The organism is Reyranella sp., assembly GCF_004297405.1.
Classification (GTDB): domain Bacteria; phylum Pseudomonadota; class Alphaproteobacteria; order Reyranellales; family Reyranellaceae; genus Reyranella.
In genome coordinates, this window is sequence record NZ_SCVC01000039.1 from 20,127 (window position 1) to 32,455 (window position 12,329).

The window sequence follows — 12,329 nt, forward strand, 5'->3', positions numbered from 1 at the left end:
GTCGAGTTACGGTGCCGGGATCAGCTTGCCGTCTTTGACGACCAGGTTGATCAGGGCGCCGCTTGCAGCCTGGCCGTTCTTGTCGAAGGTCACGATGCCGCGCGGTGTCTCCCACTTGTCCTCGTGCAGCACCTTGGCGACCTTGGCGGGATCGTCGGCCGTACCGGCCTTCTGCATTGCTTTGGCCAGAAGCCAGATGCTTTCGAAGCCCAGCTCTTCGATCTTTTCGGGCGTCTCCTTGTATTTGGCCTGATAGGCGGCGACGAACCGCTTGTTCAGCGGATTGTCGAGCGAGGGTACATAGATGTCGGCGCTGAAGGCGCTTTCGGCCGCGTTGCCTGCGACGCGCACGCCCTCGGAGTTCAGGATGCCCGGCATGACGCAGCGTTTGGCATCAAGCTTCAGCTCCTGCATCAGGCGCAAGATGTTGCCGTACTGCTCCATGTTGGAGCCGGCGATGCAGACCAAGTCGGCGCCGCTGCCCTTCACCTTGGTGACCAAGGTGCTGAAGTCGTTCTGCGTCATGTCGTAGGCTTCGGCGGCAACGACCTTATTGCCGAACAGTTTGCGCAGGTTGGCGATGGTGAGACGGCCGAAATCGCTGTTCTCAGCCAGGACCGCGACCTTGCTGGGCTTGATCTTCTCGGTGAGCACGATGTCGAAGTCACGGGCGTCCATCGCCGTGGTCGAGTTCAGCCGGAACACGCGGTCATAGCCCGACGCCGTCACGTCCGGATGCTTGGGAACCGCCGCCATGAACAGGGCGCCATTGGCCTGGGCGAGCTGGACCACGGCCAGCGCCACGGTGCTGCTGATCTCGCCGGCAATGAACTTGATCTTGTCCTGATTGAGCAGCCGCTGCGCAGCGCCCACACCTTCGGCCGGCTGGAAGTTGGTGTCGTAGACCACGAGCTCGATGCGCCGGCCGCCCAAGATGCCGCCGTCGGCGTTTATCATCTCTGCGGCGACGACCGCGCCCTGGTGACCCTGTTTTCCGACCAGCGACTTGACGGGCATCAGCACGCCGATGCGCACAGGCGGCGGCTGCTGTGCCGCTACCCCGAAGGTGAAGCTGCCCAGCAGGGCGGCAATAGTTGTGGCGATGACCGATCGGCGCGCGACGATACCCAATTGATCCTCCCTCAGCGTGTTGATGCATGGGTCGGCCCTATCGGGCGACGCGAGACCATCGTCGATCCTCGTGGATGTGTCAATCGACTGATTAAATCAAGTGATTGATTTTTTCGAGAGATTTGTCAGTATGTTAGGGATTGAGAGGTGAGAAATGGCGCAGACAGGCCATCGTGCATCGGCGGACGCCGCATCCTCGGCTGCGGAGGTGGGGGAGGCCAAAACCCGCATTCTGCTGGCGGCGGAACGGCTGTTTGCCGAGCATGGTTACAGCGGCGCGTCGCTGCGCTCGATCATGGCCGCAGCCGAGGTCAATACAGCGTCCATTCACTATTACTTCCGGCACAAGGAGGGGCTGCTGCGCGCGATCTTCGAGATGCGGGTGGCGCCCATGAACGAGGAGCGGCAGGAGCGCCTCGCGGCCATCGAACAGCAGAGCGGCGACGGCACGCCCGAGGTGGATGCTGTGCTGCGCGCCTTCATCGAGCCGGCCATCCGCCGCACGCGGGCGCAAGGCGGCCAGGCCTTCAATCGCATCTCGGCGCTGTGTTCGGTCGACCCCGACCCGGCGGTGCGCCAAGTGGTGTTCGATTCCTACGATACGGTGTCGCGCCACTTCACGGCGCTGCTGCGCAAGGCCTGCCCTCATCTCACCGACGAGGAGTTCTATTGGCGCCAGCACTGCATCTACGGCAGCATGATGTACATGCGCACCGACAATGGGCGCGTCGCCTACCTGCTGGGCGACCGCGGCGCGGGCCATTCGGACACGGCGCTGCAGCAGTTGCTGGTCTTCCTCACCGCCGGCATGAAGGCGCCCGGCGACGGCGCGGTGGCCGGCGCATGAGCCGCATCCTTCTGAAAGGTGGCCAGGTCGTCACCGTCGATGCCACCAACACACTCCATGCCGTCGCCGACATCCTGGTCGAGCGCGGCCGGATCGCAGCCATCGCACCACAGATCGCGCCGCCGGCCGATGCCGAAGTCATCGATCTTAGCGGCCACATCGTTCTGCCAGGCTTTGTCGATACCCATCGCCATTCCTGGCAGACCGGCATTCGTGGAGTCGCCGCCGACTGGAGTCTGCTCGATTACGTGCGCGGCATCCGAATGGGCTATGCCCGTGCCTATCGGCCTGAGGATGTCTACATCAGCGTCTTGGTCGGCCTGCTCGAAGCGCTCGACTCCGGCATCACCACGCTCTGCGATTTCTGCCACATCATGAACAGCCCCGCGCACGCCGATGCGGCGCTGGCGGCGGTGCGTGATGCCGGGATGCGCACGCGCCTCCACTACGGCTTCTACGATGTGCCTCTGTCGCAGCCGGCTTTCATCGACCATGCCGCTCGCCTTGCCGATGCTGAACGTCTCGTGCGGCAGTTCGGCACGACGGTCGGGCTGTCGGAGCTGGGCGTGGCACTTACGGAGGCGAAACTCGTCTCGCCCGTGGAGACGGCGGCCGAGATCGGTTTCGCGCGCCGCCACGGTCTGCCGATCACGGCGCATATGGGGACCCTTTCCACACCCGACGCCGTGGCCCGTCTCGGTGCCGACGGATTGCTGGGTCCGGACATCCTCCATGTCCATTGCAATTTCTCGTCCGACGACGAGTTGAAGATGATCCGGGATTCTGGCGGCGCGGTCTCTTGCACACCCGAGACCGAACTACAGATGGCAATGGGCTTTCCCGTGATCGGCCGACTGATGGCGCTTGGCATGGCGCCGTCGCTCGGCATCGACATCGTCTCCGACTATTCGGGCGATATGTTCAGCCAGATGCGCATCGGCCTGCAGGTTGAGCGTGCGCTGCGCAACGAGCCCGCGCTACGGGCCGGCAAGATGCCGGGCAGCATCTCGCCCGGCGTGCGCGAGGGGCTGCGCTTCGCCACGGTAAACGGCGCGGCCGCCATGAACCGCAGCTCGGAGTTCGGCAGCCTCGGGATCGGCAAGCAGGCCGATATCATCGCGTTGCGCCAGGATGGGCTGCATTTCATGCCGCCAGCGCCGGCGGTTCCCGCCATCGTGTTGCAGGCCCGCGCCAGTGACGTCGATTTCGTCATGGTCGGCGGCGCGTTGCGCAAGCGCAATGGCCGGTTGATCGGTCACGACATGGCCCGGCTGCGTGCCACGATGCTGGCGACGCAGGCGCACCTGACCGCGTCGCTAGAGCATCGGGACGATGCTGCGACGGCCACCAGCACAGGCCGCGCCTACGCCAGTGCCATCGAGGACATCGTGGCGTCCTAGCGCCTGGCATCCCGCACGAAGAAACCCAACGGAGGACACTCAATGCGTCGCAGCGACGACCGGATTCTCACCACCCATGTCGGCAGCCTGCCGCGCAACTCCCTGCTCACTGATCTCCTGATCCGCGACGAGGCAGGCGAGGCCATCGACAAGGCCGAATTGGCCCGGCGCAGCGCCGAGGCGGTGCGCCACGTCGTCGAGCGCCAGACTGCAGCGGGCGTCGATATCGTGGGCGACGGCGAGCAGCCGAGGGTCGGTTTCCAGACCTATGTGGCGCAGCGCATGAAGGGCTTCGGTGGCGAGTCTTCGCGCCCGCGTCCGCGTGACTATGTCGAGTTTCCCGGCTTTGCGGCCCAGATGCGCCAGCGTTTCCCGCGGCGCGGCAAAGTCTCCAATGCGCCGCAAGCCCAGGCCGAGATCGTCTACGACGACCTGACGGCCGCCGAGGAGGAGTGCCGAATGTTTCGCACCGCCCTTGACGGCCTCGCCAAGCCGCCGGTCGATGCATTTATGACTGCAGCCTCTCCCGGCATCATCGCCACGACGCTGCTCAACGCGCACTACGACAGCCACGAAGCCTATGTCTTCGCGCTGGCGCGCCAGATGCGCAAGGAATACGAGCGCATCGCACGGGACTTCGTGCTGCAGATCGATGCGCCTGATCTCGCGATGGAGCACACCATGCTGTTCCAGGACAAGAGCGTGGCGGAGTTCCTTGAGATTGCCGCGATCCATGTCGCGGCACTAAACGAGGCGCTAGCGGACATCCCGCGTGAAAGGGTCAGGCTCCATTGCTGCTGGGGCAACTGGGAAGGACCGCACACCCACGACATTCCCTTGAGCGAAGTGTTGCCGGTCCTGTTTGGCGCGCACGTCGGTGCGCTCAGCCTCGAATTCGCCAACCCGCGCCACCAGCATGAATATGCGGCGCTGAAGAAGGCCAAGTTGCCGGATGCCTTCGTGCTGCTGCCCGGCGTCATCGATTCGACTACCAACTATGTCGAGCATCCCGAGGTCGTGGCCAATCGCATCTGCGAAGCCGTCGATGCCGTAGGCGATCGCAGCCGGGTTATTGCTTCGAGCGACTGTGGCTTCGGCACTTTCGCCGGCGGCGAGTTTGTGGCTGAGGACGTCGTTTGGGCCAAGCTCAAGAGCTGCCGGGAGGGTGCCGACATCGCTACACGCCGGCTATGGGGCAAGCGATAGCCATGTCGAGGTTCAAACGCCGTCGTTCTTCGAAGCATCCTCTGCGTCATGATTATGGGTAAGTTGGTGTCCCTGGTCTTTGCGTGCACTGGCGACGTCGAAGCTCGGCGACAGAGTCGACGTCGTAAGTGGTCGTTCTCTCGGTTGTCGCAGCGTAGGCCGAGCTAGCCCACCGTCACTGGCGAGAAGTCGACATACCAGTTCTTGCAGCGGATATAGCCTTTCACCTTGCTCAAGATGGCATTCGGCCAACCAACGCGGATTCTAGTCAGGCGAAGGTTTGTTCAAGCCCGGAGACGGGAAGACTCGCCGGGCCCTGACGCCGGACTGCGACCAGATGCCGGGCTTCTGCATCGCGTCCGGAGACCAGGTACGCCCGCAACAACGTCGCTTCGACCAGATCCCCCTGCGCCCGGCTGCCGCCGATACGTTCTCGTTCCGGCAGCCTTGGCTCGATCAGGTCGATCGCCGTTGTGTAATCGCCCCGCTGGAAGGCCGCGAAAGCGCGCGCCATATCGGGGATGATGGAACCAGAGGGATAGCGGCCAGCGCTCGCCAGCTCCTCGATGGCCCGGACCCAACCCTCGAGCGCTGCGTCATCACCAACGGCCGCATAGGTAAGCCCGACATGCCAATCGGCGAGGGACATGCCTGGGCGTGGAAGTTTCTCCCGCGCATAGTCTTTGAGCTTCGCCCAGCGCGCGTGATCGCGTGGATGGCCCGCCAGTTCGGATCGCCACAAGAACGCGGCTGAATCCGAAAGCTTCTGATGAATTGCACCGCGATGATCGTCGGCCGAGAAGGCGTCGCTGTAAAGGCGAAGCGCCGCTTCCATGTTCCCGGCGTGCAATTCGAAGAGGCCGAGGTGCCAGTTCAGATGGCCGAACAATCCGCCGCCGCGATCGTAAAGCGGCATCCATTCGCGCATGAAGACAATGCCGGCGTCCTGCTCTCCGGTTTCGTAACACAAATGGGCGAAGGCATGGGCGGCATAGGCGTTGCGTCGGAACCGGGCCACGGAACGCTCTATTCTGGGGCGCGCGTCGTCGTGCCGACCGATCTCCGACAGCGCCATCCCGTGATGGGCCTCGAACCACCAATCCTCGCCGTACTGCGGGGCGAGTACGTCCAGAAAGTCGACTAAGTCCTGTTCCCGGCCGGACAGGCCGGACATCCCGATCAATCCGCCCTGATTGGCGGCCAGGCTCAACACCAGCGCGTCGCGCGGCCACGTCTGCACATGGCTACGGATCGCGGCCAGCGCCGCGATGGCCTGGCCGGCAAACAGGTGACGAAAGACATCGATGTGGCTGAGGTCGCGCGCCGAGGCTCCCTTGCTGAGGGACAGAGCCGGGGCAAGGTTCTCACGCATGCCCGCAAGGTCGCCTGCCAGCTGAAAGGCCCGGGCTTTGCCGATGTAAGCAAGGGCGAAGCCGGGATCGTCAGCGATTGCCCGGTCAAAAGCCGCGGCCGCACCTGGGTAGACAGTTAGCAGAAGGTCGACGCCCTCGACGTAAGCATCGCGCGCGGTGGCGCTCGCCGTGGAGACGGTTAGGCCGTAGCGGTCTGTCAGCATGTCACCACCAGAGTTAATCAGGCGGCTCGCGCCGTCGTTGCGGCGGCCAGCACCATAGCCGCGCACTTTTCGCCGATCATGATGGTGGGCGCATTGGTGTTGCCGCTCGTCAGGGTCGGCATGATCGAGGCGTCGGCGATCCTGAGGCCGATCATGCCATGGACGCTCAGCTCAGGGTCGACTACGGCACGCGGATCGTTGCCCATCTTGCAGGTGCCGACGGGGTGATAGGTCGTCTCGGCATTGTTGCGCACCCATTCGAGCAGCTCGGCGTCGCTCTGGAGATGGGCGCCGGGGGCGATCTCCTCGCCGGTGACTTCCTTGAGCGGCGACGTCGCCATCAACTCGCGGCCCTTGCGCAGGACATTCACGATGCCGGTGCGATCGTGCTCGGTGGACAGGAAGTTGAAGCGGATCGCCGGCGGCTCGGCAGGATCGGCGGACTTGATGTGGACCGAGCCCGTGCTTTCGGAGCGCAGTACGTTTACGTTCATCGTGATACCCTTTTGGGCCGCAACCCGTCGCTCCTTCCCAACCATTTCGTAGAGGAAGGGCGCGATCGAGATCGTGGCATCGGGCGTCTCGAGCCCAACGCGCGTGCGGAAGTAGAGGCGTATGGGCACCGAGGTCGAGGCCAGGAAGCCCTCGCGGAAGATGGCATACTTCAGCGCCTCGCGGGCGAGCCGCCAGCCGCGCGCATTGTCGTTGAAGGTGAGGTTCTTGCCGGTGATTGCGAACTTCATGCGCGGCGAGTAGTGGTCGCGCAGGTTCTCGCCAACGCCTGGCAGCTCGTGCACCGGCGTGACGCCGAGCGCGCGCAGCCGGTTGCCCTGGCCGATACCGGAAAGTTCAAGAAGCTTCGGCGAGTTGATCGAGCCGCCGGAGACGATGATCTCCCGCGTGGCCCGCGCCTCGCGCTTCTCGCCATCGATGGAATAGCGCACGCCGACGCAACGCTTGCCTTCGAGGATGAGCTGCTCGGCGATTGCGCCCTGCTCGATCGTGAGGTTGGCGCGCGTGCGGGCGGGATCGAGATAGCAGAAGGCGGTGCTCTGGCGGCGGCCCTTCGTGATCGTCACCTGGGACATGCCGATGCCTTCCTGCGAGGCGCCGTTCTGGTCAGGATTGTAGGGCAGGCCCATCCGCTCCGCCGCTTCGATCATCTTCTCCAGCAGCGGGACCTTGTTGCGCGGCGTGTGGGTAACGGAGAGGATGCCGTCGCGGCCGCGGAATTCGTCCGAGCCACCCTCGAAGCGCTCCATGCGCTTGAAAATCGGCAGCACGTCCTGGTAGCTCCAGCCGCGGTTGCCGAGCTGTGCCCAGTGATCGTAGTCCTGCGCCTGGCCGCGGATGTAGACCATGCCGTTGATCGAGCTGGAGCCGCCCAGCATGCGACCACGGGGCACGGCGATGCGGCGTCCGCCTGAACCCTCGTCGGGCTCCGAGGCGTAGCACCAGTTGACCGTCGGATCGTCGATCATCTTGGCGACGCCGACCGGCACCTTCGACCAGAAGAAGTTCGAGCCCTGGGTGCCCGCCTCTAGCAGCAGGACGCGATGGGCACCGCTCTCCGTCAGCCGGCTCGCAACGACTGCACCCGCGGACCCTGCACCGACGACGATGTAGTCATAGGTCGAGTCGCTCTGCATTTCGTGTTCTTTCTAATGGCCGGCAAGTGGGGATATCCCAGGCACGAAGGGGAGCAGTCCTCACGCGCGCTGACAAGTCTCGGCGCGCGAGAAGCGCCCCGCGGTTTCGCCAACGGGAATGCAAATGGCCATTGTGACGACGCGAAGCGAGCAGGCGTGTTTCGGAGGGACGATCGGGTTCTACAGCCACGCCTCGACGGAGATCGGCGCCGAGATGAAGTTCTCGATCTTCGTGCCGCCGAATGCCTCGCCGCGGCCGCGTCCGGCGCTCTATTTCCTGGCGGGCCTCACCTGCACGGAAGAGACATTCATGATCAAGGCGAACGCTTTGCGTCATGCCGCCGAACTCGGGCTCGTTCTCGTGGCGCCGGACACCAGCCCACGCGGCCTCGGCCTGCCGGGCGAAGAGGACAGTTGGGATTTCGGCACAGGGGCCGGCTTCTATCTTGACGCGGAAGCGGAGCCGTGGCGGCGGAACTATCGCATGTATTCCTACGTGACGCGGGAGCTTCCGGCGCTCGTCGAGGCCAACTTCCCGGTCGATGCGGTTCGGCGCGGCGTTTTCGGCCATTCGATGGGAGGGCATGGGGCGCTGGTGATCGCGCTCAGGAATCCGCAGGCCTATCGGTCGGCCTCGGCCTTCGCGCCGATCTGTAACCCCGTCGATGTGCCGTGGGGCGAAAAGGCGTTCGGCATCATCGACGCTGTTTCCATCATGGATGAAAAGATCCGGTTGATCGGCGGCTTGCACTATCGAACCGTCCAAGTCTCGAACTGGAGCGGTATCACGGGATTGCCGACTCCCGGTTATGATCAAAGTGCCGTGACGCCGTCGGTGAGCCTCATCGTCCGGCCTTGGAAAGAAGTGTGGTTCTACGGCAATTTCCTCCAGGCCCTCGAGCAAGGGCCGTCACAGCAGGCCGCGTGGTCTTCCACACCCATTGAAGAGCTGCTCCGCGCGAGGCGGAAGTAGTTGTCCGAGGGCGTCGCCATGAAGGACGTGTTCCTGCTCGGGCAATTATCTAGCGTGAAACTCATGTTCAGCCCTCGGTCGTGAGTTAAGCAGCAATCCCCTTCTGTTTGGGCTGATTGCTGATCCGCAATCTGAGATGCGCGCCGCGGCCAGAGAAAAGGTGTGTCGTGACTCGCTGCCTACCGATCGGGCTTCGAATTGATCGTGACGATCGACGTTGCAGCGTAACGTTGCGGTGCAAAAACATTCTCCGCGTGAGGCAGCTCGAAGGTTTCGCATCGCTGTTCGGAGCAGCGCCGCCCGGTGCAAGTGGAGCGGTGTTTTGTCGAGGTGCATCGGAAACAACTACTCGACAATCGGGCCCCGGAGAATACGCGCCAAAAGCTACCGGATTGGCCGAATCTGGAGCCGAATTGTGCGGCGCATGGTGGTCGTTTTTCGCGGGAATAAGCCCGGAAAGCGGGCCTTTTCTCCAGGGCTGAGAGCCCCAGAGAAAAGGCTCGCAGACTTGATGGCGGACAGGGCTTCCGCCAAACCAATGACCACCCTTGTCCGCAGATGGCCGGATAGTCCATTGTTTTAAGCTTTATTCCTCAGTTTCTATCCTTGCTTGTCCGCCCGCGTTCGCTAATGTACCCACCATATTGGCGGGTAAAATGGCGGGTAGGCCTTGGCGCGCACTCTTCACAATCTGAAGCCCATCTCGCTCTCCCGGAAGATGGCCCCCGGCTACCATGGCGACGGCGGCGGCCTTTACCTGCAGGTGGCGCCCGCCGGCTCCAAGAGCTGGATCTTCCGCTTCGCCCTAGCGGGGCGGCGCCGTGAGATGGGCGTCGGCTCCTTTCCATCTGTGAGCCTGGCAGCGGCCCGGGAAGCGGCCAGCAAGGCGCGAGCGCTGGTGAAGGCTGGGAAGGACCCTATTGCGGTCCGTGAGGCTGAAAAGGCCCAGGCACGCCTTCAGTCGGCTCGCGGGGTGACCTGGGACAAGGCCGTCGATCTGTTCCTGAAAGCTCACCTGAGCAGCTGGCGGAACCCGAAGCATCGCCAGCAGTGGCGCAATACCCTCGATACCTACGCCAAGCCGGTCCTTGTTGGCCTTGCGGTCGCTGAAATTGGTACCCCTGAGGTCACCAAGGTGCTGGACTCGATTTGGCAGGAGAAGCCGGAAACAGCTTCGCGGGTGAGGGGCCGGATTGAGCGGATTCTCGATTGGGCGAAGGTTCGTGGGTATCGGGCGGGCGAGAATCCGGCCCGCTGGCGTGGCCATCTCGACAAGGTCTTTCCACCGCGAGCCAAGCTTCGCAAGGTTCGCCACCACGCTGCCGTGCCGATCGATAAGCTGCCGGCCGTCTATGCCAAGCTCGTCAAGGCGAGCGGTGTTGCAGCCAAGGCTCTGCGTTTTACGATCCTAACGGCCGTGCGGCCCGGGGAAACGACGGGCGGGACATGGCCGGAGGTTGACCGCAAGGCGGCTCTTTGGACCATTCCGGCGCACAGGATGAAGGCAGACAAGGAGCACCGCGTCACGCTCTCCAAGGAGGCCCAGGCGATCCTGGAGGAGATGGTCGAGCTTCGAACCGGCCAATTCATGTTTCCAGGGCACAGGGAAAAGCGCCCCTTGTCGCTAACGGCCCTTTCCAAGGCCCTTAAAGCGGCAGGCGGCGGAACAGCCACCGTCCACGGCATGCGGTCCACCTTTAAGGATTGGGCATCCGAGCGCACGTCGTTCCCCTCTGAAGTGTCGGAAATGGCCTTGGCCCATTCCATTGGAGACAAAGTCGAGGCCGCCTATCGGCGAGGCGAGTTGCTAGAGAAGCGCCGGGCCATGATGGAGCAGTGGGCCACGTTCGTCAGGACGCCCCAGAGCGGTAACGTCGTGTCGATCGGCAGCCGCCGTGCCTAGCAACTTTCCCCATCAACCACCCGGGTAGGTGGCTGTAGAATTGTAATCGGCGCGGCTAGGGCGACGGCCCGAACACCTCTTCCGCGGAGGCCGCCGCGTCGATCCTCTTTGCGGATGCACCATGCGGAGGTGCGATGTCTGTTTACTGGAATGCCGTACAAGCCTGCATCTGGATTGCGACCCATGATGAAAGGCTGGTGGCGCAGGCGCAGACCGACAAACGGCTGAACACAATATTCGTTGCCGACGAGACCTTTTCTAGTCGTTCGCTGCGTGACGCGAGCCACGACGTAAATATGAAGGCGGTGCGGAGGGGGCAGCCTACGAGGCCCACGGTTTTCGAATCCCGGCACTTGCTCACTGCTGCATGTGCTGCGGGTACTCTGACCATGTTGGGGCGGGCCTGCGGCGAAGGCGATCCTGTCGAGATTCCTGCGATAGCTTGGGCCAAGCTGGAACTGCGTGACGACAGCAGATTCGGCGTGATTGCCGCGTCTCCTGACATATGCGACCGGCGCGCGACATGGTGGGACGAGCTACGGGTCGCCTCTCGCGAAGTGCGGCGTCACTTGCCGTTTCCTCGTGAGCGCGTCACCGCGTGGTCGGGATTGATAGATGGTAGGCCCGATACAGTAGGAGAAGCGGCGTGGGCAGAACGCAGGCGTCGCCAGTTCATGAGTGTACAGGCTGCCGTTTTGCCGCTTGGTAACGATGGCCTTCCGGACGAGGTTGAAATTACGTTAGTGGAAGCTCTGTCATGGTGCGCGTTGGGGTGCGCCGTTCCACCGGGGTTCTGGGCCGCCGACTATGACGTGGGGCAGGCGGACCGTGACTACGCGAGTGCAAGGGAATCACTCGCCTATGCTCTTTGGCGCTTCAGGAGCGCCAAAACGATCAAGGAGTCTCCGTTTGATACCGGGCTGCCTCCCAACGGCATCAAGGCGGAGTATTTGGGGGCCGCTTCGAACGTGGAGCGGGCCAAGCAATATAAAGAAGAAGTGGCGCAGAAATTCAACGCGGCAATCTCGCGGAAGCTGTTGCTCGATCAAGTACGCTCCGACGCTCGCCATCGGCAGGGCGCTCCTGATGCTGATGCAGATTTCGTGCAACGGTCTCTTGATAAAGCTGAGCGGCGCCTGCTGCGGGCTTTTCTCGGCGGCGAATTGGAATGCCTGGGCCGACGGTCCGATGACGCATCGATCTGGGAGTCGCTGCCGAAAGATTGCTTTCGGCTGCCCGTTGAGGTTCGCCTCAACCACAACATTCTGGAGCCGAGCAGCAGAGCCACGATGGATGAACATCGTTTAGTAATGGAAGGCCCGACGAAGTGGCGGAGTTTGCGCGTCAACACAGCAGCACTCCGTACGTGGTGGGCTGGGCGGTCTGCGGCTTCATCGCTCAGCCAATCTGTACAGCCAGGCCCCGTACTAGTGGACGCGGGGGCCGCCGCAAGATCCCTGATGAAGATACGTTGCAGGCCGTCGAGAAGGCGATGAAGCTCGACGGGAACCTCACCGCGCGCTCCGCGATCCTCAAGCACTTGCCAGCCAACATTACTCCCGGGCGGCAAGAAGCGGATATCAGGCGGATAACGGGCAAGCTCGCTAAAAGACGAAAAGCTTAGACCCCGCGCCGCGAAGATTG

The 12,329-nt window shown here is 63.3% G+C and carries 9 protein-coding genes; 6 read left to right on the top strand and 3 right to left on the bottom strand.

Annotated features, from left to right (window positions below; translation table 11 throughout):
- Positions 1–6: 6 nt before the first annotated feature.
- Entirely contained in the window at positions 7–1,131 is a 1,125-nt protein-coding gene (locus tag EPO50_RS24665; protein ID WP_296348511.1) for an ABC transporter substrate-binding protein, read from the bottom strand.
- Positions 1,132–1,285: 154 nt separating this feature from the next.
- Between EPO50_RS24665 and EPO50_RS24670 the strand changes: the two genes are divergently transcribed.
- The 3 genes from EPO50_RS24670 to EPO50_RS24680 are packed head-to-tail and all read left to right on the top strand — an operon-like array spanning position 1,286 to position 4,584.
- Positions 1,286–1,978, top strand: coding sequence for a TetR/AcrR family transcriptional regulator (locus tag EPO50_RS24670; RefSeq protein WP_296348513.1), 693 nt, complete (start codon positions 1,286–1,288; stop codon positions 1,976–1,978).
- Positions 1,975–3,378 (top strand): amidohydrolase family protein, encoded by a 1,404-nt coding sequence (locus tag EPO50_RS24675; RefSeq protein WP_296348515.1) that lies wholly within the window; start codon positions 1,975–1,977, stop codon positions 3,376–3,378. Before EPO50_RS24670 ends, EPO50_RS24675 begins: the two co-directional genes overlap by 4 nt.
- A gap of 42 nt (positions 3,379–3,420) precedes the next feature.
- The gene (locus tag EPO50_RS24680; RefSeq protein ID WP_296348517.1) at positions 3,421–4,584 is read left to right on the top strand and encodes a cobalamin-independent methionine synthase II family protein; all 1,164 of its coding nucleotides are present in this window, start codon (positions 3,421–3,423) and stop codon (positions 4,582–4,584) included.
- Positions 4,585–4,852: 268 nt separating this feature from the next.
- Here EPO50_RS24680 and EPO50_RS24685 read toward each other — a convergent pair whose 3' ends face one another.
- Both EPO50_RS24685 and EPO50_RS24690 read right to left on the bottom strand, forming a co-directional pair.
- A complete protein-coding gene (locus EPO50_RS24685; RefSeq protein ID WP_296348519.1) occupies positions 4,853–6,160 on the bottom strand; it encodes a tetratricopeptide repeat protein in 1,308 nt (435 codons plus the stop codon).
- Positions 6,161–6,177: 17 nt separating this feature from the next.
- On the bottom strand, positions 6,178–7,809 hold the full coding sequence (locus EPO50_RS24690; RefSeq protein ID WP_296348521.1) for a GMC family oxidoreductase: 1,632 nt from the start codon (positions 7,807–7,809) through the stop codon (positions 6,178–6,180).
- Between the two features lie 124 nt (positions 7,810–7,933).
- Here EPO50_RS24690 and fghA point away from each other — a divergent pair, with 124 nt between their 5' ends.
- The 3 genes from fghA (at position 7,934) to EPO50_RS24705 (ending at position 12,181) form a co-directional block, all read left to right on the top strand.
- Complete coding sequence (gene fghA / locus EPO50_RS24695; RefSeq protein ID WP_296348524.1) at positions 7,934–8,782, top strand: S-formylglutathione hydrolase; 849 nt, start codon at positions 7,934–7,936, stop codon at positions 8,780–8,782.
- A gap of 718 nt (positions 8,783–9,500) precedes the next feature.
- Entirely contained in the window at positions 9,501–10,685 is a 1,185-nt protein-coding gene (locus EPO50_RS24700) for a site-specific integrase (RefSeq protein ID WP_296348796.1), read from the top strand.
- Positions 10,686–10,819: 134 nt separating this feature from the next.
- The gene (locus EPO50_RS24705) at positions 10,820–12,181 is read left to right on the top strand and encodes a hypothetical protein (RefSeq protein ID WP_296348526.1); all 1,362 of its coding nucleotides are present in this window, start codon (positions 10,820–10,822) and stop codon (positions 12,179–12,181) included.
- Positions 12,182–12,329: the final 148 nt, after the last annotated feature.

What these genes read in the sequence shown, in the direction of transcription:
- EPO50_RS24690 (WP_296348521.1), bottom strand. Translation starts at nt 7,809, where the DNA reads ATGCAGAGCGACTCGACCTATGACTACATCGTCGTCGGTGCAGGGTCC.
- EPO50_RS24705 (WP_296348526.1), top strand. Translation starts at nt 10,820, where the DNA reads ATGTCTGTTTACTGGAATGCCGTACAAGCCTGCATCTGGATTGCGACC.
- EPO50_RS24685 (WP_296348519.1), bottom strand. Translation starts at nt 6,160, where the DNA reads ATGCTGACAGACCGCTACGGCCTAACCGTCTCCACGGCGAGCGCCACC.
- EPO50_RS24675 (WP_296348515.1), top strand. Translation starts at nt 1,975, where the DNA reads ATGAGCCGCATCCTTCTGAAAGGTGGCCAGGTCGTCACCGTCGATGCC.
- EPO50_RS24670 (WP_296348513.1), top strand. Translation starts at nt 1,286, where the DNA reads ATGGCGCAGACAGGCCATCGTGCATCGGCGGACGCCGCATCCTCGGCT.
- EPO50_RS24700 (WP_296348796.1), top strand. Translation starts at nt 9,501, where the DNA reads ATGGCCCCCGGCTACCATGGCGACGGCGGCGGCCTTTACCTGCAGGTG.
- fghA (WP_296348524.1), top strand. Translation starts at nt 7,934, where the DNA reads ATGGCCATTGTGACGACGCGAAGCGAGCAGGCGTGTTTCGGAGGGACG.
- EPO50_RS24680 (WP_296348517.1), top strand. Translation starts at nt 3,421, where the DNA reads ATGCGTCGCAGCGACGACCGGATTCTCACCACCCATGTCGGCAGCCTG.